The 25,563-nt window shown below is 75.0% G+C and carries 19 protein-coding genes and 3 tRNA genes; 8 read left to right on the top strand and 14 right to left on the bottom strand.

Features of this window, described 5'->3' with window-relative positions:
• The first annotated feature begins 217 nt into the window (after positions 1 to 217).
• Positions 218 to 493 (top strand): hypothetical protein, encoded by a 276-nt coding sequence (locus ACFVYI_RS03410; RefSeq protein WP_387881102.1) that lies wholly within the window; start codon positions 218 to 220, stop codon positions 491 to 493.
• An 84-nt stretch (positions 494 to 577) separates the two neighbouring features.
• Here ACFVYI_RS03410 and ACFVYI_RS03405 read toward each other — a convergent pair whose 3' ends face one another.
• A complete protein-coding gene (locus ACFVYI_RS03405; RefSeq protein ID WP_387881099.1) occupies positions 578 to 3,895 on the bottom strand; it encodes a S41 family peptidase in 3,318 nt (1,105 codons plus the stop codon).
• Between the two features lie 212 nt (positions 3,896 to 4,107).
• On the opposite strand from ACFVYI_RS03405, the gene ACFVYI_RS03400 reads away from it, so the two are divergent.
• Positions 4,108 to 5,790 carry a chitinase gene (locus tag ACFVYI_RS03400; RefSeq protein WP_387881097.1) on the top strand — a complete coding sequence of 561 codons (1,683 nt, stop codon included), beginning with the start codon at positions 4,108 to 4,110 and terminating at the stop codon, positions 5,788 to 5,790.
• A 145-nt stretch (positions 5,791 to 5,935) separates the two neighbouring features.
• Positions 5,936 to 6,871: a hydroxymethylbilane synthase gene (hemC, locus tag ACFVYI_RS03395; protein ID WP_387881095.1), complete on the top strand. Its 936-nt coding sequence runs from the start codon at positions 5,936 to 5,938 to the stop codon at positions 6,869 to 6,871.
• A 96-nt stretch (positions 6,872 to 6,967) separates the two neighbouring features.
• Here the strand turns inward: hemC and ACFVYI_RS03390 are convergent.
• Together ACFVYI_RS03390 and ACFVYI_RS03385 are read right to left on the bottom strand one after the other, a co-directional pair.
• Positions 6,968 to 7,041 (bottom strand) — tRNA-Lys (locus ACFVYI_RS03390).
• Between the two features lie 118 nt (positions 7,042 to 7,159).
• A complete protein-coding gene (locus ACFVYI_RS03385) occupies positions 7,160 to 8,068 on the bottom strand; it encodes an NADP-dependent oxidoreductase (RefSeq protein ID WP_387881093.1) in 909 nt (302 codons plus the stop codon).
• Between the two features lie 283 nt (positions 8,069 to 8,351).
• Here ACFVYI_RS03385 and ACFVYI_RS03380 point away from each other — a divergent pair, with 283 nt between their 5' ends.
• The gene (locus ACFVYI_RS03380) at positions 8,352 to 9,935 is read left to right on the top strand and encodes a Na+/H+ antiporter (RefSeq protein WP_387881091.1); all 1,584 of its coding nucleotides are present in this window, start codon (positions 8,352 to 8,354) and stop codon (positions 9,933 to 9,935) included.
• A 256-nt stretch (positions 9,936 to 10,191) separates the two neighbouring features.
• Positions 10,192 to 11,853 carry a glucose-6-phosphate isomerase gene (gene pgi / locus ACFVYI_RS03375; protein ID WP_387881089.1) on the top strand — a complete coding sequence of 554 codons (1,662 nt, stop codon included), beginning with the start codon at positions 10,192 to 10,194 and terminating at the stop codon, positions 11,851 to 11,853.
• Between the two features lie 126 nt (positions 11,854 to 11,979).
• Here pgi and ACFVYI_RS03370 read toward each other — a convergent pair.
• The 6 genes from ACFVYI_RS03370 to ACFVYI_RS03345 all read right to left on the bottom strand — a co-directional run bounded on the left by ACFVYI_RS03370 (position 11,980) and on the right by ACFVYI_RS03345 (position 17,828).
• A tRNA-Lys gene (locus ACFVYI_RS03370) sits at positions 11,980 to 12,053 on the bottom strand.
• A 76-nt stretch (positions 12,054 to 12,129) separates the two neighbouring features.
• Positions 12,130 to 12,681, bottom strand: coding sequence for a bifunctional DNA primase/polymerase (locus ACFVYI_RS03365; protein ID WP_387881086.1), 552 nt, complete (start codon positions 12,679 to 12,681; stop codon positions 12,130 to 12,132).
• Positions 12,682 to 12,912: 231 nt separating this feature from the next.
• Positions 12,913 to 13,320, bottom strand: coding sequence for a hypothetical protein (locus ACFVYI_RS03360; RefSeq protein WP_387881084.1), 408 nt, complete (start codon positions 13,318 to 13,320; stop codon positions 12,913 to 12,915).
• 211 nt (positions 13,321 to 13,531) lie between these two features.
• Positions 13,532 to 14,887 (bottom strand): AAA family ATPase, encoded by a 1,356-nt coding sequence (locus ACFVYI_RS03355; RefSeq protein WP_387881081.1) that lies wholly within the window; start codon positions 14,885 to 14,887, stop codon positions 13,532 to 13,534.
• Between the two features lie 8 nt (positions 14,888 to 14,895).
• Complete coding sequence (locus tag ACFVYI_RS03350) at positions 14,896 to 16,548, bottom strand: hypothetical protein (protein ID WP_387881079.1); 1,653 nt, start codon at positions 16,546 to 16,548, stop codon at positions 14,896 to 14,898.
• Positions 16,545 to 17,828 (bottom strand): hypothetical protein, encoded by a 1,284-nt coding sequence (locus ACFVYI_RS03345; protein ID WP_387881076.1) that lies wholly within the window; start codon positions 17,826 to 17,828, stop codon positions 16,545 to 16,547. Before ACFVYI_RS03345 ends, ACFVYI_RS03350 begins: the two co-directional genes overlap by 4 nt.
• A 331-nt stretch (positions 17,829 to 18,159) precedes the next feature.
• Between ACFVYI_RS03345 and ACFVYI_RS03340 the strand changes: the two genes are divergently transcribed.
• Positions 18,160 to 18,810: a histidine phosphatase family protein gene (locus tag ACFVYI_RS03340; RefSeq protein WP_387881073.1), complete on the top strand. Its 651-nt coding sequence runs from the start codon at positions 18,160 to 18,162 to the stop codon at positions 18,808 to 18,810.
• 129 nt (positions 18,811 to 18,939) lie between these two features.
• Here ACFVYI_RS03340 and ACFVYI_RS03335 read toward each other — a convergent pair whose 3' ends face one another.
• Positions 18,940 to 20,580, bottom strand: coding sequence for a tetratricopeptide repeat protein (locus tag ACFVYI_RS03335; RefSeq protein WP_387881071.1), 1,641 nt, complete (start codon positions 20,578 to 20,580; stop codon positions 18,940 to 18,942).
• 498 nt (positions 20,581 to 21,078) lie between these two features.
• On the opposite strand from ACFVYI_RS03335, the gene ACFVYI_RS03330 reads away from it, so the two are divergent.
• Both ACFVYI_RS03330 and ACFVYI_RS03325 read left to right on the top strand, forming a co-directional pair.
• Positions 21,079 to 21,603: a hypothetical protein gene (locus ACFVYI_RS03330; protein WP_387881069.1), complete on the top strand. Its 525-nt coding sequence runs from the start codon at positions 21,079 to 21,081 to the stop codon at positions 21,601 to 21,603.
• Positions 21,604 to 21,787: 184 nt separating this feature from the next.
• Positions 21,788 to 22,717, top strand: coding sequence for a spermidine synthase (locus ACFVYI_RS03325; RefSeq protein WP_387881066.1), 930 nt, complete (start codon positions 21,788 to 21,790; stop codon positions 22,715 to 22,717).
• 157 nt (positions 22,718 to 22,874) lie between these two features.
• Here the strand turns inward: ACFVYI_RS03325 and ACFVYI_RS03320 are convergent, their stop codons facing one another.
• The 4 genes from ACFVYI_RS03320 to orn all read right to left on the bottom strand — a co-directional run bounded on the left by ACFVYI_RS03320 (position 22,875) and on the right by orn (position 25,412).
• On the bottom strand, positions 22,875 to 23,852 hold the full coding sequence (locus tag ACFVYI_RS03320; protein ID WP_387881064.1) for a hypothetical protein: 978 nt from the start codon (positions 23,850 to 23,852) through the stop codon (positions 22,875 to 22,877).
• Between the two features lie 143 nt (positions 23,853 to 23,995).
• Positions 23,996 to 24,442, bottom strand: a complete 447-nt coding sequence (locus tag ACFVYI_RS03315) for a DUF4442 domain-containing protein (protein ID WP_387881061.1) — start codon at positions 24,440 to 24,442, stop codon at positions 23,996 to 23,998.
• Between the two features lie 125 nt (positions 24,443 to 24,567).
• Positions 24,568 to 24,643 (bottom strand) — tRNA-His (locus tag ACFVYI_RS03310).
• A gap of 166 nt (positions 24,644 to 24,809) precedes the next feature.
• Complete coding sequence (gene orn, locus ACFVYI_RS03305; RefSeq protein WP_387881058.1) at positions 24,810 to 25,412, bottom strand: oligoribonuclease; 603 nt, start codon at positions 25,410 to 25,412, stop codon at positions 24,810 to 24,812.
• Positions 25,413 to 25,563: the final 151 nt, after the last annotated feature.

The raw sequence follows: 25,563 nt of genomic DNA, 5'->3' as shown, positions 1-25,563 counted from the left end.
CGGGCTCCAGGGGCGAGAGGCGTCGGATCGGCGGCGCTGCCGGACCCGGTTGACGGAACCCACCGTGCGCCCGCGGTGCGGCGGCCGGCTACGGCCGTTGGACGCGCCCTCCCGGGACCAAGGGTCCGGGAGGCGCCGGGCGGATCGCCAGCGGATGCGCGCGCCGGGAACCGGTGTGAGAGTGGGGGCAGCCCGGAAGTCGTCCGGAGGAGGAGTCATGGGCATCTTCGACAGGTTCCGCCACAAGGCGCACGACGCCGGCGAGGAGGCCAGATCCTCACTCGGCGGGAGCCACGAGCAGGACACCACCGCGATGACGGACGCCGCCCAGCGGGCCGCGCTCGCCCACGACGAGGCCGCCGACGCGTTCAGCGCCGAGACCGAGCGGGCCCGCCAGGTCCGCGAGGCGCGGGAGACCACCGGCGTCACCGAACGGGAGGCCGAGGAGCGGGCCCGTGAGGACATGACGGCCGAGGGGGACCCCTGGGACTGACGGCCGGGACCGACCGCCGCACGCCGAAGGGACGCGCCCGCCGCCGGGCGCGTCCCTTCGGCGCACCCGTGCCGCTGCCCCCGCTCAGTGGTCGCGCGGCGGCAGCGGCGGCCGCCGCAGGTTCGGGCGCGGGGTGTCGTCCGGCGGCGGGACGGCGGCCGGCGCGTCCTCCAGCAGCTCCAGCGCCAGCTGGACCGCCGTGGCCAGCTCGGGGTGCTGTCCCCGGGCCCAGTCCTGCGGGGTGCGCAGCACGTGCACGTCCGGCTCCACGCCGCGGTTCTCCACCGACCAGCCGAGCCCGCCGGTGAACCAGGAGGCGTTCTTCGGCACCGAGATCTGCGTCCCGTCGCCGAGCGTGTGCCGCCCGGTCATGCCGACCACCCCGCCCCAGGTGCGGTTGCCGACCACCGGGCCCAGCCGCAGCAGCTTGATCGCGGCGATGATGACGTCGCCGTCCGAGCTGGTCGCCTCGTCGGCCAGCGCCACGATCGGTCCGCGCGGTGCGTAGCGCGGCCACCGCACCGGCTGCCGTCCCCGGCTGAAGTCCCAGGCCAGCACCGGCCGGGTGAGCTTCTCCAGGACCAGCTCGGAGACGTTGCCGCCGGCGTTGCCGCGGACGTCCAGCACCAGGGCGGGCTTGTCGAGCTCCCGCCGCAGGTCCCGGTTGAACTGGGCCCAGCCGGAGCCGCCGAGATCCGGGATGTGCAGGTAGCCGCACCGGCCGTCGCTGAACTCCCGGACCAGGGAGCGGCGCTTGGCCACCCAGTCCTGGTAGCGGATCGGCCGCTCGTCGGTCAGCGGGGTGACGGTGATCCGGCGGGTCCCGGCGTTCGGGCCCCCGTCGCTGCGCAGGGTCAGCTCGACGGTGGTGCCGCCGGTGCCGGCCAGCAGCGGGGCCGGGCCGAGCACCCGGTCCACCGGGCGTCCGGCCACCGCCAGCAGCTCGTCGCCGTCCCGGACGCCGTGGGAGGCGAGCGGGGCACGGGCGCGCGGGTCGGAGGACTCGCCGGGCAGGACGCGGTGGACCAGCCAGCGGCCGTCGGCGGCGCGGCGGGCGTTGGCGCCGAGCAGGCCGAGCGGTTGCTGGACCAGGGCCGGTCCCTCGCCGCGCCGGGACGGCGTGACGTACGCGTGCGAGGTGCCCAGCTCGCCGAGGAGCTCGCGGAGCAGGTCGGCGAAGTCGTCCGGTCCGGCGATCCGCTCCAGCAGCGGCTCGTACTGCGCGACCAGCGCGGGCCAGTCCAGTCCGGACATCCCGGCGTCCCAGAACTGGTCCCGGACGATCCGGGCCGCCTCGTGGTACGCCTGGCGCCACTCGGCGGCCGGCCGCACGGTGTGGGTGATCCGGCGCAGGTCCACCGTGGTGGCGGCGGACGGCGCGGAGACCGGGACGATCCGCAGGGTGCCGGCCGAGTAGACGGCGACGGAGCCGCCGTCACCCGAGACGGCGTAGCCGTCCAGCTTGTCGGCCAGCGTGCTGCGGGTGCCCCGGGCCAGGTCGAAGTACTCCAGGGAGGGGCGGCCGGAGGTGTCGTCCGGGTTGGTGAAGGTCTGCCCGAGGGTGCCGGAGATCGGCCAGCGCAGCCAGACCAGGCCGCCCCGCACGGCGTCGGTGGCCGAGTACTTGGAGGCGATCACCGGGAACTGCAGCAACCGCTCGCCGATGCCCTGCGGGTCGACGTGCACGGTGCCGTCCCCGCCGCCGTTGCCGCGCGGGGCGCCGTCCTCGGCGGGGGCGGCGAACGGGGACGGGGTGTCGGCGGTGAGCGGGACGAGGTACGGGCGGCAGCCGAGCGGGAAGGAGAGGTCGCCGGTGTGCACGTCGTGGACCGGGTCGAAGCCGCGCCAGGAGAGGAAGGCCAGGTAGCGGCCGTCCCTGGTGAACACCGGCTGCTCGTCCTCGAAGCGGCCGTCGGTGATCTCGGTGATCGGTGCGGGCCCGTCGGTGCGGGTGAGCCGGATCCGGCGCAGTGAGCGGCCGGCCACCGGCTGGGACCAGGCGATCCAGTGCGAGTCGGGGGAGAAGCGGGCGCCGCTGACCGGGCCGTGGTCGGAGGCGGCGAGTTCGCGGACGGTGCCGTCGGCGGCGGTGACCAGCAGCAGCCGCCCGTCGGAGGCGGCGGCGGCCAGGTGGGCGCCGTCGGGGGAGGCGGTGAGCTCCAGGACGCGGCCGAGCCGGCCGCCGGCCAGCACCCGGTGGCGGTGCGTCCCGGCTGTCCGGTCCCCGGCCGCCGCCGCGCCGGCCGCCGCCGGTCCGTCGGGTTCGTGCCCGTCCGCCCCGGGCCCGTCGGGTTCGTGCCCGGCGGTCGCGTCCCCGGGGGCGTCGTGGCCGGGCAGCGGGACGATCTCGACCGCGTCCTCGCCCTCCGCGTCGGTGATCCAGGCGGCCTCGCCGGTGTGCCCGAGCACCACCGGCAGCCGGGTGCGCACGCCCGGGGTGTCGGCGAGCGCCCGGGCCGGGCCGTCCCGGTGGGTGAGCCAGTACTGGCTGCCGCGCACGGTGATCACCCCGGCGCGGCCGGTGTGGTCGCAGGCGAGGTCCTTCACGTGGGAGGCGGCGCTCACCTGGTAGGGCCGCCGGCCGGCCCGGGCGCCGCCGAGCGGCACGTGCAGCCGGTGCGGCGCGGGCGCGTCCAGGCCCTCCAGCACCCAGAGGTCGCCGGCGTGCTGGTAGACGATCCGGGTGCCGTCGGTGGCGGCTTCGCGGGCGTAGTAGGAGGCGTGGTCGGTGTGCCGGCGCAGGTCGGTGCCGTCGGGGCGGCAGGAGTAGAGGTTGCCGATGCCCTCGTGGTCGGAGAGGAAGGCGATCCGGTCGCCGACCGGCATGGGGGAGGCGAGGTGTCCCCGGTGGCCGGGCAGGATCCGCTCGCCGTCCACCCAGAGCCGGCCGGTGGCGCCGCCCCGGTAGCGCTTCCAGGCGGCGGGCTCGTGCGGCGCCGAGCCGGTGAGCAGCACGGTGTGCGTCCGGCTCAGCTGGGCGTCGCCGACCGGACCCCAGGGCATCCGGCGGCCGGGGGAGCCGTCCGGTGGCAGCGCGTGTGCCCAGGTGTAGTGGCCGAAGGGCTCGTGGTAGGAGGTGACGGCGAGGAGTTCGCCGTCCGGCAGCCAGCCGCGCAGCCGGGTGTCCTGGCTGGCCCAGTAGCTGAGCCGGACGGCTTCGCCGCCCTCGACCGGCGCGGTCCAGATCTCGGGGGCCGGGCTCTGCCAGCCGGTCCAGGCCAGGGTGCGACCGTCGGGCGATATCCGGGGGTGGCTGACCCGGGTGCGGTCGCAGCTGACCCGCCAGGCCCGGCCCGCGGTGCCGTCGGGGGAGAGCGGGGCGATCCAGACGTCGTCCTCGGCGGTGAAGGCCAGCAGGCCCCCGCGCAGGTGGGGGTGGCGGAGGTAGCCGGGTGACGTCACCACTCCATGGTTCGACGGGGTGTCACGCCCGGCAACCGGACGCCCCGCGAGGATGGGCCTGACCGGTCTGGACCATTGACACCGTACGGCCGAATCCACTTCAGTGGTCTAGTCCAACTAGGGTGCGCGGTCGGGCCGAACCCCCACTGGCACGTACCTCCGCCGTGCCCTCGGACGTCCCCCACGATCCGCGCCCCCGCAGGAGTCCCCGCATGCGCAGAACACCTGTAGCCGCACCCGGCCGTCATTCGTCCGCCCGGGGCCGCCGCCCCCGTACGCTGCTCGCCGCCGGTACCGCCTCGGCCGTCGCCGCAGCGACCATGGTCGGCCTGACCCTGGGCCTGGCACCCGCCGCCTCGGCCGGGGAGTTCCTGGTCAACGGCGGTTTCGAGACCGGCGCCACCGGCCCCTGGAGCTGCTCCGCCGGCACCGGCAGCGTCGTCGCCGGTCAGGCCCACGGCGGCAGTTACGCACTCGCCGCGGCCGCCTCGGCCGGTGACACGGCCCGCTGTGCCCAGACCGTCACGGTCGCCCCCAACACCACCTACACGCTCAGCGCGTACCTCAAGGGCTCGTACGTCTACCTCGGCGTGGACGGCGGCACCAGCACCTGGACGCCGGGCACCGGCGGCGCCTACCAGAAGCTCAGCGTCAGCTTCACCACGGCCGCGAACCAGACCAGCGCCACCGTGTACACCCACGGCTGGTACGGCCAGGGCACCTACTACGCGGACGACGTCTCGCTGGACGGGCCGGGCGCGCCCAGCCCGACGCCCACGCCCACCGCGACGCCCACCGTCACGCCCACGGTGACCCCGACCGTCACCCCGACGGTCACCCCGACCGTGACGCCGACGGCCACGCCCACCGCGCCGGCCGGCAGCCACGCCCTGGTCGGCTACCTGCACGCCAGCTTCGCCAACGGCGCCGGCTACACCAAGGTCGCCGACATCCCGGACTCCTGGGACTTCATCAACCTCTCCTTCGGCGAGCCGACCTCCGTCACCTCCGGCGACATCCGGTTCAACCGCTGCCCGGTCACCGAGTGCCCCGGGGTGGAGTCCGACGCGGACTTCAAGGCCGCCATCGCCGCCAAGCGGGCCAAGGGCAAGAAGGTGCTGATCTCGATCGGCGGCCAGAACGGCCAGGTCCAGCTCACCACCACGGCCGCCCGCGACGCCTTCGTCAGCTCGGTCTCGGCGATCATCGACAAGTGGGGCCTGGACGGCCTCGACATCGACTTCGAGGGCCACTCGCTCTCGCTGAACACCGGTGACACCGACTTCAAGAACCCGACCAGCCCGGTCGTCGTCAACCTGATCTCCGCGGTGAAGACGCTGAAGGCCAAGTACGGCCCGAACTTCGTCCTCACCATGGCCCCGGAGACCTTCTTCGTCCAGCTCGGCTACCAGTACTACGGTTCCGGCCCGTGGGGCGGCCAGGACCCGCGCGCCGGCGCCTACCTGCCGGTCATCCACGCCCTGCGCGACGACCTCACCCTGCTGCACGTCCAGGACTACAACTCCGGCTCCATCATGGGCCTGGACAACCAGTACCACTCGATGGGCGGCGCCGACTTCCACGTCGCCATGACCGACATGCTGCTCAAGGGCTTCCCGGTGGCGGGCAACACCAACAACGTGTTCCCGGCGCTGCCCGCCTCCAAGCTCGCGATCGGCATGCCGGCCACCACCAACGCGGGCAACGGCTACGTCGCGCCCGCCGAGGTCAACAAGGCGCTGGACTGCCTCACCAAGGCCACCAACTGCGGCAGCTACGTCCCCAAGGCCGGCGCCCAGCCCGACCTGCGCGGCCTGATGACCTGGTCGATCAACTGGGACCAGTTCGGCGGCCGGGAGTTCTCCAAGAACTTCGACGGCTACTTCCGCCGCTGACCGGCCCCCGCGGGGCGCCGGACGGGGCCGCCCCGTCCGGCGCCCCGCGCCTTTCGCCGACCGCCGTTCGCCGGGCGCCGGTGAACGGCGCGCTCGGCCGCCGGGCGTCACCGGGACGACGCCGGTGACGGCCTATCATCGGGCCATGTCCACTGCCGAGTTGATCAGAATCGTGTCCCGCTCCTCGCCGATGGCGCTCGCCCAGGTCGAGCGGGTCCGGGTCGAGCTCGCCGCGCTCCACCCGGGGCTGCGGACGGAGGTCGTCCCGGTGACCACCTCCGGAGACCGCTGGATGGGGGACCTCGCACAGCTCGGCGGCAAGGGCGCCTTCACCAAGGAGGTGGACGCGGCACTGCTCGCGGGGGAGGCGGACCTCGCGGTGCACTGCCTCAAGGACGTGCCCGCCGACCGCCCGCTGCCGGCCGGCACGGTCTTCGCCGCCTACCTGCGACGCGACGACATCCGCGACGCCCTGGTCCACCCGGACGGCCTCACCCTCGACGAGCTGCCGCCCGGAGCGCGGATCGGGACGTCCTCGGTCCGCCGCCGGGCCCAGCTCGCCGCCTCCCACCCGCACCTGGTCTGCGTGCCGATGCGCGGCAACGCCAACAGCCGCCTCGCCAAGCTGGCGGCCGGCGAGGCGGACGCGCTGCTGCTCGCGGTCTCCGGGCTGGAGCGGATCGGGGAGGAGGCGCGGATCAGCGAGGTCCTGCCGCCGGAGTCGATGTGCCCGCCGATCGGCGCCGGCATCCTCGCCCTCCAGTGCCGCGAGGACGACGCCGCCACCATCGAGGCGGTGACCGGCCTCGGCGACCAGCCGACCTGGCGCGAGGCCGTCGCCGAGCGGATGTTCCTGCACGTCCTCCAGGGTCACTGCAACTCGCCGATCGCCGGCTACGCCAAGGCCGAGGAGGACGGCCGCCTCTCGCTGCGGGGGCGGGTCTTCTCCCCGGACGGCAAGCGGATCCTGGACGCCCACGAGTGGGCCGGCTCGCTCACTCCGGAGGACCTCGGCACCGCGACCGCCCTGGCCCTGAAGCGGCAGGGGGCGTCCGAGCTGATCGCGGCGATCCCGCACTGAGCGGACCGGGCCCCTGCCCCGGGGGCCTCCCCGGACCGCAGGGCCCGGGAAACACCGAAGGCCCCCTGCTTTCGCAAGGGGCCTTCCGGCTGTCTGTGCGCCGCCAGGGACTCGAACCCCGGACCCGCTGATTAAGAGTCAGCTGCTCTAACCAACTGAGCTAGCGGCGCCTGCTGACGCGGAGAACATTACCTGGTCAGCAGCCGAAACTCACAATCGGGGGCCGGCCGGCCCCGCGGCCCCGGACCGGCGCCCCCGGCCGGGCGGGCTCACGGGGTTCGGGCGGGCTCACGGGGTGAGGACCACCTTGCCCCGGACGTGCCCGGTGCCGACCATCCGGTGGGCGTCGGCCGCGCGCTCCAGCGGGAAGGTGTCGGCGATCTCCAGCCGCAGGCCGCCCGCCTCCCAGAGCTCGACCAGTTCGGCCAGCCGGGCCGCCGTCCGCTGGGCCCGCAGGACGCGCAGGCCGAGCCGCTGGGCGGTGGCGTGGTCCACGACGGTGCCGATCCGGTCCCGGTCGGCGACCACCTCGACGGAGGCCTCCAGCGCGCCCCGCCCGGCCGCGTCGAAGGCCGCGTCCACCCCCTGCGGCGCCACCGCCCGCACCCGTTCGACCAGCCCGTCCCCGTACGAGACCGGGATCGCGCCCAGCGCGCGCAGGTAGTCGTGGTTGCGCTCGCTCGCGGTGCCGACCACCGTTGCCCCCCAGGCGCGGGCGAGCTGGACGGCGACCGTGCCGACTCCGCCGGAGGCGCCGTGGACCAGGACGGTGTCGCCCCGGCCGACCCCCAGCAGGGTGAGTGCGACATGGGCGGTCTGGCCGGAGGCGGAGAGCGAGCCCGCCTGCTCCCAGGGCATGCCGGCCGGCTTGCGGACCAGCTGGGAGCCGTCGACGGTGACGAACTCGGCGTGGCTGTTCAGCAGCCGGAAGCCCAGTACCTCGTCGCCGACCTCCCAGCCGTGGCTGTCCGGCCCGAGCCGGTCGACCACCCCGGCGAACTCGTTGCCCGGGACGGCCGGCAGCTCGACCTGCGCCCCCGGCGGCGTCCAGCCCTCCCGGACGGCGAGGTCGGCGGGCTGCACCCCGGCCGCGTAGACCCGGACCCGCACCTCGCCCCGTCCGGCGGCGGGGGTGGGCACCTCGGTCACCCGAAGTACCTCGGGGCCGCCGAAACGGGGGACGGTGACAGCCTTCATCTGGAGCTCCTGCCTCATGGTCCGTGTGCTCGGTCGCTGTGCTCTCGGTCCTGCGTTCTCGGTCCTGCGCTCCGATCATCAGATGTGAAGCGGACTTGAGGTCAAGCGACCTCCGGCGTGTTGCGACAGTTGAGTGCATTGTCGGATTTATCCTCGACGGCGGCCCGAAGCACGTCCGGCCGCGCCCGCCAGTCGCCCAGCCGTCCGGCCCCAGCCGTCCGTCCGCCGCCGGCGCGGAGCCCGATCCCCGTCCGAAGCCGTTCGTCACCGAGAGGAACCTCCCGTGGGCCAGCTGCCCCTGCTCTTCGTGGTGCTGCTCGCCTCCGTGGTGACCATGCCGCTCGCCCGGAGGACGGGCGTGCCGCAACCCGTGCTGATGACCCTGCTGGGCATCGTCATGGCCCTGGTCCCGCAGATCCCGGACATCTCCCTCGACCCGGACCTGATCCTGCCGCTGGTCCTGCCGCCGCTGATCTTCGCCGTCGCCCGCCGCTCCTCGGTCCGCTACTTCCGGGCCAACGTCCGCTCCATCCTGCTGCTCGCGGTCGCCCTGGTGGTGGTCACCACGACCGCGGTCGCCGGTACCGTCCACGCGCTGCTGCCCGCGCTGCCGGTCGCGGCCGCCGTCGCGGTCGGCGCGCTGGTCTCCCCGCCGGACCCGGTCGCCGCCGTCGCGGTGGCCGGCAGCGTCGGCCTGCCGCGCCGACTGGTGTCGATCCTGGAGAGCGAGGGCCTGTTCAACGACGTCACCGCGATCGTCATCTACTCGCTGGCCATCGACGCGGTGGTCAGCGGTGACTTCTCGCCCGGCCACGCGGTGCTGCGCTTCGTGCTCTCGGCCGTCCTCGCCGTCGTCATCGGCATCGGGCTCGGCTGGCTCAACGCCAAGCTCGCCTCCTTCCTGGAGGACCCGACCCAGCAGGTGGCGCTCAACCTGCTGGTGCCGTTCGCCGCCTACACCCTGGCCGAGGAGGTCCACGGCTCCGGTGTGCTCGCCGTCGTGGTCTGCGCGCTCTACCTCGCCGAGCGCGCCGCGGAGGCCGACGCCGTCTCCTACCGGCTGGTCGGCAACGCCTTCTGGGAGATCGTCGAGATCCTGATCACCGGTGTCGCCTTCGGCCTGATCGGCCTGGAGCTGGCCACCGTCCTGAAGGAGGCCGGCACCGGCTGGACGAGCATGCTCGGCGACGCGGCCGCCGTCATCGCGGTCGTGGTCGTGGTCCGGCTGCTCTGGCTGCTGCCGGCCGGCTGGCTCTCCAGGAAGCTGCGGGCCGGTGCCGACGAGGACACCCCGATCAGCTGGCAGGAGAGCGTGGTGCTGTGGTGGTCCGGGATGCGCGGGGTGGCCACCGTCGCCCTCGCCCTGGCCGTCCCGCTGACCGTCGACTCCGGCGAGGGCTTCCCGGAGCGCGGCCGGCTGGTCTTCATCGCCTTCAGCGTCGTCCTCTTCACCCTGCTGGTCCAGGGCCTGACCCTGCCGTGGCTGGCCAAGCGGCTGCACCTGGACGTCGACCACGACAAGCACGAGCAGGCGGTGCGCGAGCTCTGGTGGCGGGCCGCCCGGGCCGGGCTCCTGCGGCTCGGCGAACTGGAGGAGCAGGACAAGCTGCCCGCCGAGGTCGCCGACCGCCTGCGGGACCGTCAGCACGACCGGCTGGCCCGGCTCTGCCCGGAGAAGTACGCCGAGGAGGAGGCCAGCGAGGCGAAGCTGCGGCTCGGCCAGTGGCGTGCCGCGTACAGCGTCGAGCAGGAGATGATCGCCGCCTCCCGGCGCGAGATGCTGGCCGCCCGCAGCGAACTCGGCGCCGACCCGGAGCTGGTCGACCAGGTGCTGCGCGGGCTCGACCTGCGCTCCGAACGGAAGTGACACGGCGTCCGGACCCGCCGCCCCGGCCGTCGGGCGGGCGGCGGGGGAGCGTCCGAACGGCAACCGCCGGGCGTCCGGACGGCGGCGACGGAGCGTCCGCGAACGGAATGTGCGCCGGCGGTCCCGACGTTGCATAGGCTGGCCCCGGGCAGGCCGTCAACGGAGTCGGCGCACCACCAGTACCCGCACGACCTCGCGAAAACCCTCCCGCCTGGCCCTGCCGGTTTCTGCACCCAGATGAATCGAGGAGCCACCGATGTCGCAGACCCGTGCCGACGCCCGTACCCCGCTGGACCGCACCCCGCAGTGGGCGGCCCTCGGCAAGCACCGCGCGGAGCTGGGCGAGACGCACCTGCGCGAGTTGTTCGCCGCGGACCCGGAGCGAGGCCGCCGCTACACCCTCCAGGTCGGCGACCTGCACGTGGACTACGCCAAGCAGCTGGTCACGGACGAGACGCTGGCCCTGCTGCGCGAGCTCGCTGAGGCCACCGGCGTCGCCCGGCTGCGGGACGCGATGTTCCGCGGCGAGAAGATCAACAACACCGAGCACCGCGCCGTCCTGCACACCGCGCTGCGCGCCCCGCGCGGGGCCGTCGTCGAGGTCGACGGCGAGAACGTGGTGCCCGCCGTGCACGCCGTGCTCGACAAGATGGCGGCCTTCGCCGAGCAGGTCCGCAGCGGCGCCTGGCGCGGCCACACCGGCAAGCGGATCAAGGCGGTCGTCAACATCGGCATCGGCGGCTCCGACCTCGGGCCCGCCATGGCCTACGAGGTGCTGCGCTCCTACGCCGCGCGCGACCTCGACGTGCGCTTCGTCTCCAACGTGGACGGCGCCGACCTGCACGAGGCGGTCCGCGACCTCGACCCGGCCGAGACGCTCTTCATCGTCGCCTCCAAGACCTTCACCACCATCGAGACCATCACCAACGCGGTCTCGGCCCGCAGCTGGCTGCTCACCGGCCTGGGCGCGGACACCGAGGCGGTCGCGAAGCACTTCGTCGCCCTGTCCACCAACGCCGAGGGCGTCGCGGACTTCGGCATCGACACCGCCAACATGTTCGAGTTCTGGGACTGGGTGGGCGGCCGCTACTCCTACGACTCGGCGATCGGCCTCTCGCTGATGATCGCCATCGGCCCGGCCGCCTTCCGCGAGATGCTGGACGGCTTCCACCTGGTCGACGAGCACTTCCGCACGGCGCCCGCCGAGGAGAACGTCCCGCTGCTGCTCGGCCTGCTCGGCGTCTGGTACGGGGCCTTCTTCGACGCCCAGGCGCACGCCGTGCTGCCGTACTCGCACTACCTGTCGAAGTTCACCGCCTACCTCCAGCAGCTGGACATGGAGTCCAACGGCAAGTCGGTGGACCGCGACGGCAACCCGGTGAGCTGGCAGACCGGCCCGGTGGTCTGGGGCACGCCCGGCACCAACGGCCAGCACGCCTACTACCAGCTGCTGCACCAGGGCACCAAGGTCATCCCGGCCGACTTCATCGGCTTCGCCCGGCCGGTCGCCGACCTGCCGGCCGGCCTGGTCGCCCAGCACGACCTGCTGCTCGCCAACTTCTTCGCCCAGACCCAGGCGCTGGCCTTCGGCAAGACGCCCGAGGAGGTCGCGGCCGAGGGGGTGCCGGCCGAGCTGGTCCCGCACAAGACCTTCAAGGGCAACCACCCGACCACCACCATCCTGGCCGGCGAGCTGACCCCGTCGGTGCTCGGCCAGCTGGTCGCGCTGTACGAGCACAAGGTGTTCGTCCAGGGCGCGATCTGGAACATCGACTCCTTCGACCAGTGGGGCGTCGAGCTCGGCAAGGTGCTCGCCAAGCGGATCGAGCCGGTGCTGCTGACCGGCGAGGGCACCGACGCGCTGGACAGCTCCACCGCGGAGCTGGTCGCGCGCTACCGCTCGCTGCGCGGCCGCTGAGCCCGCCCGTCGCCCGTCGCCCGTCGCCCGCCGGATCCGTCCGGCGGGCGGCGAACGGCGGTTCCCGGGGCGGCCCCGGAAACACCGAAGGCCCCTTGCTCTCGCAAGGGGCCTTCCGGCTGTCTGTGCGCCGCCAGGGACTCGAACCCCGGACCCGCTGATTAAGAGTCAGCTGCTCTAACCAACTGAGCTAGCGGCGCCTGCTGACAGAGAAGACTTTAGCAGCGGCGCACGGCCCGGCCAAAATCGAATTCCCGGAGCCGGGGGAGGCCGGACTCAGCCGACGGGCAGGGCCGCGGACCCGGCCCGCTCGGCGGGCTCGCGGGCCGCCCGGACGCAGGCCCAGAGCACCACCGAGGCGCCCGGCAGCCACGGCTCCCGGCTCTCCGGGGCGACGATCCACCGCCCGGCGCCCAGACCGGGAGAGTCCGGACTGTGCACCATCCGCTGCACCGGCGGGACGGTCACCGCGTCGCCGCGGCCGTGGCAGAGCAGCGGCGGGACGTCCCGGGCCCACTCCTCCCAGGCGAGCAGCCGCCGCAGCCGGGCCGCCGCCCCCGGCCGGACGAACAGCAGCGTGCGCCCCCGGTACACGGCGACCGGCCCGCAGCCGGGGCCGGAGGTCCACAGTTCGTCCAGCACCCTGCGGCCGAACAGGGACGGCATGCTGATCACGTCGAAGGCGCGGCCGCAGGGCAGCACCGAGGGCGCCCAGGGGCGCGATTCCCAGAGGGCGCGCATGCTGCGCGGGTACTCGCTGGCGGAGGCCAGCCAGGCCTCCCCGGCCACGGTGACGTACTCCACCGACTGATACGTCCAGATGTCCACGGACAGCAGCGTGGGGCGTCCGCGGGGTGTCCGGGAGGGAAAGCGCGGTTTGCCGGACAGCGCGGCGGGGAGCGGCGTACCCTGCCGCGCTGCATATGCCACTGGCGAGGTTCGCGGGCCGGACCGGGTGCCCGGGCCGACTGCGCCCGGGGCTCACCGGCCCCACCGCTGTCACCGGCCACAGCGACCTCGCCGGCTTCCGGAGCCGCCGGCCGGGCCGGGGGTCGGCCGCTAGCCCTCGTGGCGCCGGGGCTGGAGCAGGCTGCGGCCGTACTCGATCATCTTGGTCGCGTAGTCCGGCGTCCAGTCCGCCCGCTCGGCGATCTCGGTGTCGGAGAGCGCGTCGAACCGGCGGGTGTCCGCGAGCTGCGCGGCGGCGACGGCCTGGAAGTCGGTGGCCCGCTCGGCGGCCGAGCGGAAGGCCAGCGCCAGCTCCGTGGAACGGCGCAGCAGCTCCGCCGGATCCTCGATCGACTCGAGGTCGAAGAAGCGCTCCGGCTCCGGCTCGGCGAGGTGCGGCTCGAACAGCAGCTGGACCGGGCGCCGGCGTCGGGCGGGCGCTTCACCGGCGCCTGCGCCCGGCCCGGCCGGCACGGTCGAACCGCTCGGGTCGGACGCCTGGGCGTGGGAGTCGGGCATGGACGGACACCTCCGGGTGCTCGGTGGGGGCGGACGACGGCAGCCGGGGACGCCGCCGCCCGGTCCTGGCCGTCGTCCATTGTCTCGCGGCGGCAGCCGGTAACGGAACGGTGCGAGTCCGGGCGCTATTCCCGCCCGGCACGCCGGGGGCGTGCACCCGTCGGACGACCGCCCGGCCCGCCGGAGGCCTGCTGCGGCCCGCCGGGCCCGGTCAGCGCGCCAGCCGCACCCGGTGCCCGGCGAGATGCTGCAGCACCTGGTGGTTGGCCTCCCACCCGTCGGGGAACTTGACCGAGACGCCCAGCTGGACCGGCTCGGTGGCCGGGTGCTCGTCCAGCAGCTCGGCGATGCCGGCCCGGGCCACCACGATGCACGCGTGCCGGTGCCGGGAGGCGAGCACGCAGAGCCGTCCCGTCTCCAGGTGGAAGGCGGTCGCGTCCGGTCGCCCGGACAGCGGGTGCAGCACCACCGTGACGTCGTACTCGCGCCCCTGCAGCCGGTTGGCGGTGTCCACCGTGACGGCCGGCCCGATCGCCCGGTCGACCGGGACACCGGCCTTGACCAGCGCCGCCCGGACGGCCGCCGCCTGGTCCCGGTGGGCCGTGCCGACCGCGATCCGGCCCGGGGCGAGCGGGACGGAGCCCTGCTCGGAGTGGGCCGTCAGACCGCGCTCCAGCAGTCGGCGGACGGTCGCCGCCACGGCGGCCACCGCCTGCGGATCGGTCCGGACGGTGTGCCGGGCGGGCAGCTCCAGCAGCGCCCAGCCGTGCTCGGCCGCCCGGTCGATCGCCGCGTCCAGGGCGGAGCCGTCCGGCCGGACCGAGGAGGTGAGCCGCCGCTCGCCGGGCCCGGTGCCGGAACGGAACGGCGTGTACGGGTAGAACGCGTCGGAGATCAGCGGCGCCGCGCTGGCCGGCAACCGCCAGGAGACCGGCAGCCGGTGCGGTTCGATCTGCGGGTTGTGCGCGAGCAGCGTGACCACCGCGCTGCTCGACGGGTCGTACGACAGCCCCGCCCACTGCTCGGTGCCGACCACCGTGAACGGATCCAGCTGGCCCGGGTCCCCCACGAACAGGGCCCGCTCGAACAGCCGGGCCACCGCGAGCAGGGCGTCCGAGCGCATCTGGTACGCCTCGTCGACGATCGCGTGCCGCCACGGCGCCTCGGTCTTCACCCACTGCCACTTCGCGGCGGTCGAGATCACCACGTCGAGCTCGGCGAGGTCCGTCACCTTGTCGGAGGGCGTGACATTGGGGTGCCGCAGCACCTCGGGCCCCGGCCGGGAGTCCGCCGCGTGCAGCCGGCCGATCGTCAACTCGGGCGCCTTCTCGGCCAGTCGGTCGACCAGGTCGTCGACCTGGCCGTTGGTCTGGGCGACGATCATGAGGCGCTCGCCGGCCTCCACCAGCTCCCGGGCGGCGCGCACCACCAGGGTGGACTTGCCGGCGCCGGGCGGGGAGTCCACCACCACGCCGCGCGGGGCGCCGACGGCCGGACGGACGGTGGCCTCCAGGATCCCGGCCACCGCCGCGTCGGCGGCCGCACCGGGGGCCTGCTCGCTGTTCATCGGCCGGATCACTCCCATTCCTCGCTGGCGGGGGACCCGGCGGCGATGGCGGCCGGGACGGGGCCGGGTGCGGAGGCGGCGCCGGGCGGGCCGCCGTGCGTCCACGGGGTGTCGTCCGGTTCGGGCAGCGGCGCGGACTGGCGGACGGTCAGTTCGAACAGGGTGAAGGTGACCCGCTCGCCGGGCTCGGGCAGGCTGCCCGGCTCGGGCTCCTTCCTGCGCCCCATGCCGGACAGCATCCGCAGCGTGATGGTGCCCTCCGCCGGGTCGACCGCGGCGATCACCGCCTTCTGCGCGCTCGGCCCGCCGCCGGACTCCGGCGAGGCGGCCTCCCGGACCCGGTGCGCCTCCCGGCCGAGGTCCGCGTGCGGACGGTCGGCGGTGCGGACGGTGACCAGCGGACGCGGCTTGGGCGAGCGCCCCGAGGTGTCGTAGTCCGGCACCACCTCGGTCACCACACCCGAGAACGCCTCGCCGGACAGCCGGTGCTCGGCCATCGCCAGCGGGTCGTCCAGCGCCTCCTGGACGTCGAGCCGGGCCTGCTCGCGCTCGCGCTGCGCAAGCTTCCGGGCGGCCGTCACGGCGTCGTCCTGCCGGGGCTGCGGCGGCTCGCCGGCCGCCAGCCGGTCCCGGTGGCCGGTGTAGGACCAGCGGTCGCCCGTCCAGCGCTCCGCCAGGTGCCCGGCCGGCGGCAGGTCGCGGAGCAGGTCCAGACCGTGCCAGACGTCGTGCCAGGTGGGCAGCAGCACCTGGGACAGCACCGTGCGCAACTGCTCGACGGCCGTCCGGACGGCCGCCCGGGCCTGCTGGGCATCGGTGCCGCCCGGCTCCTGGACGGCGTGCGGCAGCGCGGCCGCGGCGGCGTCGTAGCGGGCGATCGCCGGGCCCAGCACCAGTTCGTCGAAGCGCGGGTCGGTGGCCGGACCGGCCGGCGGGTGGAGCAGTTGGCCGCCCTCGTCCCGGGCGGACTCGGCCCGCTCGGCGGCCTCGGCCCCGGTCAGGCCGGCCGGTGGTGCGTGCCAGGCCAGCCGGGCGGCGAGGTGCTGGTCCTCCAGGTGGCTCTGACCGGTCGCCCAGTGCCGGGAGAGCAGGCCGGTCATCGCCAGCAGCAGGCTGGTGCCGGGCACCTGGGCCCGGTCGGTGAGGTGGGTCAGCCAGCGGCCGAGCAGCGGCACCCGGGCCGGCGCCGGGTAGGGGCCCGGCTCGTCGTCCTCGACGGTGCGGCGGAAGCGGGTGGAGCGGCCGAGCAGGGCGAGGTGGTGCACGCCCGCGCTGTTGGGCACGATCAGCTGCGGCGCGTCGGTGCACAGCTCGCGGAAGACCTGCGCCTTCTCACCGGTCTCCGGATCCTTCTCGGAGCCCTCGATCTGTTCCACCTCGGTGGCGAAGGACTCCAGGTAGGGCAGCAGATCGGCGGCCAGCTCGGCCAGGAAGTCGAAGCGCAGGGTGCGGTTGAGCGGCTGCGGGACGATGTGCAGCCGGGGTGCGGAGCGGTCGGTGCCCAGCAGCACGGCCAGTGGCGCGCCCGCCTCGCCGGCGGCGGTCAGCGGCACGACCACCATCGGGCGGTCGGAGAGGTGCCGGTGGCGGACGGTGGCCAGCGGTTCGGCCCGGCCGCTGCGGACGGCCTCCAACCGGGCGAGGGTGCCGAGCAGGCTCATCGGGCGGCTCCCGCCCCGGCCGGCGCGGCGACCGCGACCGCGGCGAGCGGCCGACCCAGCGCCTCGGCGCGCAGCGCGGCGGCGTACGCCAGCCTGGCGGCGGCCTCGTCGGCGTCGTCCTCCTCGTCTCCGGGGGCCGTGCCGGGGTGGGCGCCGCGCTCCGCGGTGGTGCCCGCCCCGGCGGCGGCCAGCGCCTCGGTGACGGTCCGGATGCTGCCCAACTCGCCGCGCACGCCCCGGCCGAGCTGCTCGACCCGGTCCCCGCAGCGGGCCCGGGCGCGGCAGTGGAAGCCCAGCTCGCAGGTGGAGAGGCAGTCCGGGCTGTACGCGGCCGGCACCGCCTCGACCGACTCGGCCAGCTGTTCGGCCGAGCGGGTGGGCGCCCCCGTCCCGTCCGACGCGAGGTCGAAGCCGGCGCCCGGCGGCAGCGCGTCCAGCAGTCGGCCGATGCCGGTCATCCGGCTGAGCTGGCGGCGGGTGGTGGCCAGCTCGCGCCGGACGTCCACGGTCACCGCGGTGGGCCGGTTGCTGAAGTCCTTCGGGCAGACCAGCAGCACGCTCAGCCGGGGGCTGCCCGGCAGCCGCTGCTCGACGTACGGGTTCCGGTCCGCCTCCCGGCCGGCCAGCGCGGCGGCCGTCTCCTGGAGCGCCAGCACGTAGACGGCGGCCTGGCGGGCGGCGGCGCCGACCTTGGCCGGGTCCGCGCTGCCGTCGAGCACCGGGAAGGACTTGATCTCGATCACGGTGCACCGCCCGTCGTGCACCACGACGGCGTCCGGTTCCAGGTACGCGGTGCTGCCGGCCAGGGTGAGCCGCAGCAGCGGGTGGTCGAGCAGCGTCCAGGCCTGCGGATCGGCGGCGGCCTCGGCCAGCGCGGCGGCCGTCCGCTCGGCCCGGACCGCCGGACCGGAGCGGCGCAGCAGATCGGGCACGGCGAGCGGGGCGCCGCCGTCGGCCGGCAGGCCGAGGTGGCGGCGGAGCGGCTCCAGCAACGCCGTGTAGTCGTCCTCCTTCAGCCGCGATTCGAAGATCACACCGCGGGCGAGGGCGAACGGGGACTGCCCGAACGGCGCGGGCCGGCCGAGCCGGGCGGCCAGGGCCGACTTGTCGACCCCGGCGGCGTCGAGCACGGCGCGGCGGTGACAGCCCGGATTGGCGGCGAGCGCGGCGAGCGCCCGGGCGTTCAGGCTGCGCTGCGGCGCCGGACCGCGCAGGTCGGCGAGCCGCTGGGCGAGCGGCTCAAAGTGCCCGGTGGACGGGACGTTCGTCGAGACGTTCATGGTGCGGCCCAGTGTCGCACCCGGGTCCGACACTCCGGTCCGGTCCGGCGATCCTCGGCCATCCGCGCCGATTTCGGGCGGTGCCCGCGCGGTTCCCGGGCGGTGTCCGGGGCGCTTCGCGGGGCGGCGCCGGCCGACGGGCGCTTGAGGCGGGCGGTTGCGGCGGGGAGCGCCCGGTGTGCGCACCGGACGCCGGCGGCGGTGGCCTCCCTGCTCCGGCCGCGGTGCCCCGGCCCGGGATCGTGGGCGGCCCCCGGGTGAGGGATCATGGAGTGCCGGTGCTCAATGGCGAGACCGACCGTTGCCACCGCCCCGTTGCGAGGAGCCACCCATGCCCGCCCGAATCGTCCTGGTCCGCCACGGCGAGACCGAGTGGTCGGCCACCGGTCGCCACACCGGCCGGACCGACATCCCGTTGACCGAGGAGGGCCGCGCGATGGCCCGGGCGCTCGGCGCCCGCCTCGCCAAGGCCCCCTGGAACGGCCTGCCGGACGCCCTCGTCTACACCAGCCCGCTCGACCGCGCCAAGGAGACCTGCGCCCTGGCGGGCTTCGGCGACCGTGCCGCGGAGCGGCCGGAACTGCTGGAGTGGGACTACGGCCAGTACGAGGGCCGGACCGGCCAGGACATCCGGGCCACCGACCGGCCCGGCTGGCTGATCTGGCGGGACGGCGTGCCCGGCGGCGAGAAGCTGGCCGACGTCGCCGCCCGGGTGGACGCCTTCCTCGCCGACCTCAACGACGAGCACGGCGTGCCGGAGCCGGACACCACGGTCATGCACTGCGCCGACCGCGACGTGGTGCTCTTCGCCCACGGCCACCTGCTGCGCATCCTGACCGCCCGCTGGCTCGGGCTGCCGCCCGAGTACGCCCAGCGGTTCAAGCTCGGAACGGCCGCGCTCTGCGTGCTCTCCTGGGAGTACGGCGCGCCGGCGGTCGAGGTCTGGAACGACCTCGGCCACCTGGAGGGCCTGAAGCACTGACCGGCCCGCGGCGCCGGGCCACGACGGTCCGTCAGGGCCCGGCGCCGTACGGGTGATCGGCTGCTGCCCGGGCGTGTGCGGCCCCTGCCGGGGTGTGTGCGGTCGCGGCGAACACCGCCGCCGGGCCGTTCAGGCCGCCGCCGCGAGGTCGTACTCGGTCAGGAACCGGCCGACCTCCGGGACGGCCCGGTGCGGGCGCAGCCGCTCGGCGGTGTCCGCCAGCATGCTGCGGATCCGCGCCGAGCGGACCTCGCCGAACAGGGCCACCGCGGCCGTGCCGTGGTCGGCGGCACCGGCCACGTCGCCCCGCCCGAGGCGGTCGTGTGCCAGCTCGGCCGTGTACAGCACGCGGTTGCGCACGAAGTGCGGCTCCTGGAGGGCTATGGCCAGCCCGGCCTGCTCGCTGGCCCGGTCGAAGTCCCCGAGCGCGGACCAGCACTGGGACTGCAGCCCGGCGATCTCCGCCTCGCCGAAGAAGGACATCCACTCGGGGTCGGCCTCGGAGGGGCCTCGGTCGAACAGGGTGCACGCGCGGCCGAGCGCCCGTTCGCAGGCGGCGCGGTCCTGCAGGAGTGCCCAGCCGCCGGCCTCGCGCATGGCCAGCAGGGAGAGCAGCCGGTCGGAGTCCAGGTGCCGGGCGGCGGCCTGTCCGGCCTGGGCGGCGCGGAGCGCCTCGCGGGGGCGGCCGGCGTCCCGGGCGAGGAAGGCGCTGTTGCAGAACACGTGCGCCTCCAGCGCGCTGTCGCTCGCCATCCGGGCGGTGGCGAGCGCCTCGGCGTAGAGCGACCGGGCGTCCGTCAGCCGGTTCGAGTCGTGCGCCAACCAGCCCACCGAGATGGCGAGTTCGCCGGCACCGGCTTGGAGTCTTCGCTCCGTCTCGGCGCTGTACTCGCCCTCGTTGAGCAGCACGTACGCGGTGCGCAGCGACTGCCCGGCCAGCTCGAACAGGGCGTCGGCCCCGTACACGTCGTCGGCCAGCCGGATGTCCCGGACGGCTTGCTCGACGCTGAGCACCTCGGCCGTACCGATCCGGCGGGGCGGCGGTACCGGGCCGGGCCGGCCGGGCACGAAGGCGGACCCGGGGTCGAACAGGGCCGGGGCCGGGCCGAACCGCCCGGTACCGAGTCCGGACTGGGCCGGGATGAACCGGGCGGCGGCCTCCTCGGCCCCGGGCGCGCCCGGTGCGGTGCGGCCGGCGGCCCCGGTCGGCCGGTCGATGCCGATCACGGTGGCCAGCGCGGCCGGGCCGCCGGCCAGGAACGTACGGCGACGCACGTCGTCGTTCTCCTCGTCGAAATGGTGCGATCCATCGGGCCCCCGGAGAGACGCCGCGGACTTCGGCGACGCCGGTCCGTCCGGTGGGGGTGGTTCCGCGTACGGCGAGGCAGCGTACGGGAGTTGGATGGAGTGCGGCGAGCGCGGGGCGGGCAGGGGAGGGAACTGCGGGTGGAGTCGGGGTGGTGCGGAGCCCCCGCCGCCGTCCGCTGAGCGGCGGCGGACGGCGGTGCGGGGGGCGAAACCGAGGTCGGTCAGCGTGCGGTCCGGCCACATGTGCCGGAAGACCCGCTCGTAGGCGTAGTTGGGGCAGCGGATCTCGCCCGCCTCGACCCGCCCGACGTAGCGGGCGTCGCAGGAGACGTGCTCGCCGATCTCGCGGGCGGCCCGTCGTACGGACATCGCGAACTCGCCCGGCGAGCGGTCGCCGCGCAGTGCGCGCATCACGGTGTTGGGTGACGGGCGGTTCGGCTCGGCCGGTGGGGTGGCTGCCATGGTGCGCTCCGTGGTCGTGCGGGGTGCTGGTTCGAGGTGGGGCGGTTCCGGTGGGTGTCGGTCCTGCGTACGGTGGGCTTCGGCCGGACGGTGCCGTGGCTCCGCCCGGCCGGCCCGGATCTGTTCGGTCGGGGTGGACTCTGCTCGGCCGGACCCCGCTCGGCCACGGGTGGGCCCGGTGGGGTCGACCACGGGTGGGCCGGGTGGGGCGGAATGGGCCGCCGGCACGCAACTGACAGTACCCGGAGTCACCGACCGGCCACAGCGCGTTTGTGGATGATGTGCTGTCAATTGCGGTCAAAACGGGCGCGGTTGCCTGGATCTGCCATGAAATGCCATGCCTTGCTGTAAGGCGCCCCGTGGCCTCGACCGCGCCCCCGGCGTTGTCCTGATACGTGGAAGCCCCGGTCGTCGCCCAGGCCAACCGCCCGCAGCGGCGGCCCCCACCCCCCGGAGCGGCGGCACTTCCGATCGGACGAGGTGACAGGAGAGCCCGTGATGGCCACCGGAGTACCGCAGTACCACCGCCTGGTCGCCGGAGGGGTGCTCGCGGGCGCCGCTCCCGCCCTGCTGCCCGAGGCGGCCGACGACCGCGTGCCGGGCCGCGGGGCCCTGGACGGCGGCCGGGCCCCGTGCGGCGGCGGCAGCGGTCCGGTCCGCCGGATCGGAGCGGACGGCGGCGGCGTGGTCGTCACCGGCTGCGACACCGTCACGGTGGCCCTGCGGCACGGCCTGGAGGCGGTCGACATCCTGCGGCTGCGCCGGGCCTGCGGCGCGGTGCTGCAGAGCCGCAACGGCAGCACGGTCTCCTTCTTCGTCCCGGCCGGCACCTCGGAGACGTGGCACCTGCCCGGCAGCTCGTGTACCGCGGGCGCCCTGCTCCTGCCCGCCACCGATCCGCGCTGGGTGATGCCTCCGGCCGGGGCGGACTTCGCCGTCCGCCCCACCGACGCCTGGGTCCTGCGCTCGGCCCTCTGCGAGGCCGCCTGCACCCTGACCGCCGGCGGCCTCGGCCCGTTCTGAGGCTCGCACCGCCCACCCGGTTCCCCGCCGGGCTGTCGAGTCCTCCGGGGCTCGTGCGGAGGCCCCGCCCGGAAGGCTCGCGCCACCGTCCTTCCCCTCGCCTCCCTTCTTTCCTTCCTTCCCTTCCTCCCGGGTCCTCCGCCGAGCTGCGGAGGCTTTCGGCGTGGCGGCGATAATGACCGGTATGGGACGAAGCAGCAGGGCCGGCCGCAGCACGGACAAGGGCCGTACGGCGGCGGAGCCGCAGCCGGCGACCACCGGCCCCGGCGGCCGCACGCACGCCCAGGGGGCGCTGACCCGCCCCGTCGACTCCGGACTTGCCGAACTCCGCCCCGACCGCGACCGCTCCGCCGCCTGGTCGCTGCTGATCGACGGCGCGCCGCAGTCCATGGTCGACCTGGCCGACCCGACCCACCTGGGCTTCGAGTACCAGCGTCGGCTCGGCCACCTGATCGACCTGGTGGCCCCGGCCGGGCGGCCGCTCACCGTCCTGCACCTCGGCGGCGGCGCCCTCACCCTGGCCCGCTACGTAGCGGCCACCCGCCCACGCTCGCGCCAGCAGGTCGCCGAGATCGACACCGCGCTCACCGAACTCGTCCGCGCGGAACTCCCGCTGGAGCGCGGCTGGCAGATCAAGGTCCGCGGCGCGGATGCCCGTAGCGTCCTGGAGCGGACCCCCGAGGGCACCGTCGACCTGGTGATCGCCGACGTCTTCTCCGGCGCCCGTGTCCCGGCCCACTGCACCACCGTCGAGTTCACCGCACTGGCGGCCCGGGCTCTCGCCCCCGGCGGTTGGTACGCGGTGAACATCGCGGACGGTTCGGCGCTGCCCTTCGCCCGTTCGCAGATCGCCACCCTCGGCGCGGTCTTCCCCGAGCTCTGCCTGGTCGCCGACCCGGCCGTGCTGCGCGGAAAGCGCTTCGGGAACCTGATCCTGGCCGCCGCGCACACGTCGCTCCCGATCGCCGAACTGAGCCGCAAGGTGGCCTCGGACGCCGCCCTCGGCCGGGTCGAACACGGCCGCGCCCTGGCCGATTTCGCCGCCGGTGCGGCCCCCGCCACCGACCTCACCGCGGCCCCCTCCCCGGCCCCGCCGCCGGAGGTCTTCCGGTAGTCGACGGGTTTCCGGCGGCCGAACGCGGCCGGGCCGACTCCTGGAACCCGCCCTGGCCCCGGAGGCGCTGCCCGGACGCCGGACGCCGGACCAGGTCGGGCCCGCCCGGTCGGCCCGCCCGGTCCGGCGGCACCGCAGCGCCTCACCGCGGGCCGGTTCAGTGTCCGCGCGGCAGCCCCCGGTGCTTGCACATCGCGGCGCCGGTGAGCAGCAGTCCGGCCGCGATGGGCGCGAGCACGGCCGTCCCGGTGCCGGCGAGGCCGTACCCGGCCGGGGCGGTGGCAGGGCCGGGTACGGCGAGGTTCTCGTGAGGCGCGGAGTGGTCGGCGGCGGCCGCCCGGGCGGTGGCCTCGGGGCCGTCCGGGCCGGGCTGACCGGCGGTGCGGTCCCGGCGGTCGGCGGGCTCCTGGACGGGTGCCGCGGCGGCGGGGTCGTGCGGCCCACCGGCCGCCGGGGCGGGCTGCGTGGTCGGGGCGGTGGAACCGCCCGCCCGACGGGGTTCGGCCGCCGGCCCGCCGGAGTCGCCGTCCCGGGAGGCGCGCACTCGGCCGGAGCGGGTCTGGGCGGGTGCGGTGCCGAGCAGTCCGGAGGCGATCGCGAACGCGTCCGGGACGGAGGCCCGCTGTCCGGGCAGCGGCAGGCCGCCCGCTCTGATCCGGTCCTGGAGCAGGTCGCCGACGGGTACGGTCGCCGCGTCCAGCCCGGGCACGGGAACGGCTGCGACGGCCGGGTCGGCGAGCTGTCCGAGGACGCCGGGCGACGCCGCCTGTCCGGGGCCGGCCTGGCCTGTCTGGTCGCTGGGTGCCTGCCCGGCCGGTGTCTGGCCGGGGGAGTGCGCCGACGACTCGTGCGCCGGTGCGTCCTGGCCGGCCGCACCGGCGGGGTGTCCGGCTGACTCCTCGTCGAGGGCCGGGTCGCCCAGCGTCCGGCCGACGGTGCGGCTCACCGGTTCCGGCAGCGGCCCGGTGGCCGCCGCGTAGGCGCCGGATGCCCCGAGCCCCCAGAGCTGTGCGAGGAGCGCCCCGCCCGCCGCGACGACGCGCGGGCGGGGCAGCCACCGGCCGCCCGGGCGCCGGGCGGCGCCGTCGGCACGTCGGACGGGTCCCGGGGCCTTGGTCGCGTGATTGGCTCGCACGTGAGTTGAGAACGAGCGGACGGGCCGTGAGGTCACGGCCGCCGTCACGGACAGTCATCACGCCGAGCCGGGGTCCGCCGGGCTGCGGGTCCCGCCGGCGGACTCGACTGCGGGAGGCTGCGGGGCCAGTGCTCCTGCGGGAATCAGGAGTTGGGGCGCAGGGTCCAGATGACGGTCATGACGCCGGTCACAGCGCCGTCGGCACGGGTGATCTCGACCGTGACGGGGAACTCCGGGCGCTCGCCCTTGTCGAGCTCGGCGACGATGTCCGCGACCGGTCGGCCGAGCACCGCGGTGGCGGTGACGGTTCCCATGGCCAGCTTCTTGTACGAGATCTCGGCGCTCACCGCGAGCGGCACGGCGCGCGAGAGCTGGTCACCGAAGGCGCCCAGCACGATGCAACCGCTCGCGGACTCGGCGAGGGTGAACATCGCGCCGGCGTGCGGGCCGCCGACGTGGTTGTGGTACTCGGGCTGGTCGGGCAGACGGAGGACGGCACGCTCCGGCGTCGTCTCCAGGTACTCCAGCTTGAGGGTGTGTGCCATCGGCACGGTCGAGTCGAGCAGCTGGCCGATCGAAGGTGTGGTCATGGCAGCAATGTTACTAGTCGGTAGCTTCTGGTGGCAGGTCTCCCGGGAGGGAAACCGCGGGAATGTGAGGGAACGCGAAAACGCCTGAGGGGCCGATCTCTTGAAGAGATCGGCCCCTCAGGCTCTGGGGTGAGTGACGGGACTCGAACCCGCGGCCACCTGGACCACAACCAGGTGCTCTACCAACTGAGCTACACCCACCATCTGTCCGGCTCGTTCCCGCTCTTCGCGTTCCCGTTCCGACAGGAAGAACAATACAGGATCCGAGAGGGTGCTCGCGCCAGGGTTTCGATCAGCCCGATGCGGGCGCCCTCCCGGGTCCGACGGCCGGCTCTGCGCAGGCCCCCGCCCCGGAGGTGCGGACGGGTCAGTCCGTCGGGGCCTGGTACTTCTCGGCGATCGCGCGCGCGGTGTCGGTGTCCGGGCCGGGCTGCGGGACGAACACCGCCTCGCGGTAGTACCGCAGTTCGTCGATGCTCTCGCGGATGTCCGCGAGCGCCCGGTGGTTGCCGCCCTTCTGCGGGCTGTTGTAGTACGCCCTCGGGTACCAGCGCCTGGCCAGCTCCTTGATCGAGGAGACGTCGACGATCCGGTAGTGCAGGTGGCCTTCCAGAGCGGGCATGTCCCGCGCCAGGAAGCCGCGGTCGGTCGCCACGGAGTTCCCGCACAGCGGCGTCCGCCCGGCCTCCGGCGCGTGCTCGCGCACGTAGGCGAGGACGAGCGCCTCCGCCTCGGCGAGCGTGACGCCGTGCTCCAGCTCGTCGAGCAGCCCGGAGGAGGTGTGCATCGTGCGCACCACCTCCGGCATGTTCGCCAGGGCCTCGGCGGGCGGGCGGATGATGACGTCGACGCCCTCACCGAGGACGTTCAGCTCGGAGTCCGTCACCAGTGCCGCGACCTCGACCAGGGCGTCCCGGTCGAGGTCGAGGCCTGTCATTTCACAGTCGATCCATACCAAACGGTCATTCACGTCACTCACCCTACGGCGCGATCACGCGCCACGGGCACCGGAGGAGCCGAGCGGGGTGCCGGGGCGCAGGCCTCCGAGCCGTGCGCGTCCTGGCCGTGGCCGTCCGGTTCGTGCGCCTCCCGGGCCTGACCGGCCTGGTTGGCGGGGTGGA

The organism is Kitasatospora sp. NPDC058218, from assembly GCF_042882445.1.
Lineage (GTDB): Bacteria > Actinomycetota > Actinomycetes > Streptomycetales > Streptomycetaceae > Kitasatospora.
The sequence above is the reverse complement of the archived record's forward strand: the minus strand, read 5'-3'. Positions and strand labels throughout refer to the sequence as shown.

Excerpts from the sequence above, each read along its gene's own strand:
- ACFVYI_RS03315 (WP_387881061.1), bottom strand. The coding sequence starts at position 24,442 with ATGACCACACCTTCGATCGGCCAGCTGCTCGACTCGACCGTGCCGATG.
- ACFVYI_RS03325 (WP_387881066.1), top strand. The coding sequence starts at position 21,788 with ATGGGACGAAGCAGCAGGGCCGGCCGCAGCACGGACAAGGGCCGTACG.
- ACFVYI_RS03350 (WP_387881079.1), bottom strand. The coding sequence starts at position 16,548 with ATGAGCCTGCTCGGCACCCTCGCCCGGTTGGAGGCCGTCCGCAGCGGC.
- pgi (WP_387881089.1), top strand. The coding sequence starts at position 10,192 with ATGTCGCAGACCCGTGCCGACGCCCGTACCCCGCTGGACCGCACCCCG.
- ACFVYI_RS03360 (WP_387881084.1), bottom strand. The coding sequence starts at position 13,320 with ATGCCCGACTCCCACGCCCAGGCGTCCGACCCGAGCGGTTCGACCGTG.
- hemC (WP_387881095.1), top strand. The coding sequence starts at position 5,936 with ATGTCCACTGCCGAGTTGATCAGAATCGTGTCCCGCTCCTCGCCGATG.
- ACFVYI_RS03345 (WP_387881076.1), bottom strand. The coding sequence starts at position 17,828 with ATGAACGTCTCGACGAACGTCCCGTCCACCGGGCACTTTGAGCCGCTC.
- ACFVYI_RS03335 (WP_387881071.1), bottom strand. The coding sequence starts at position 20,580 with ATGGCAGCCACCCCACCGGCCGAGCCGAACCGCCCGTCACCCAACACC.
- ACFVYI_RS03400 (WP_387881097.1), top strand. The coding sequence starts at position 4,108 with ATGCGCAGAACACCTGTAGCCGCACCCGGCCGTCATTCGTCCGCCCGG.
- ACFVYI_RS03355 (WP_387881081.1), bottom strand. The coding sequence starts at position 14,887 with ATGAACAGCGAGCAGGCCCCCGGTGCGGCCGCCGACGCGGCGGTGGCC.
- ACFVYI_RS03410 (WP_387881102.1), top strand. The coding sequence starts at position 218 with ATGGGCATCTTCGACAGGTTCCGCCACAAGGCGCACGACGCCGGCGAG.
- ACFVYI_RS03340 (WP_387881073.1), top strand. The coding sequence starts at position 18,160 with ATGCCCGCCCGAATCGTCCTGGTCCGCCACGGCGAGACCGAGTGGTCG.
- ACFVYI_RS03385 (WP_387881093.1), bottom strand. The coding sequence starts at position 8,068 with ATGAAGGCTGTCACCGTCCCCCGTTTCGGCGGCCCCGAGGTACTTCGG.
- ACFVYI_RS03330 (WP_387881069.1), top strand. The coding sequence starts at position 21,079 with ATGGCCACCGGAGTACCGCAGTACCACCGCCTGGTCGCCGGAGGGGTG.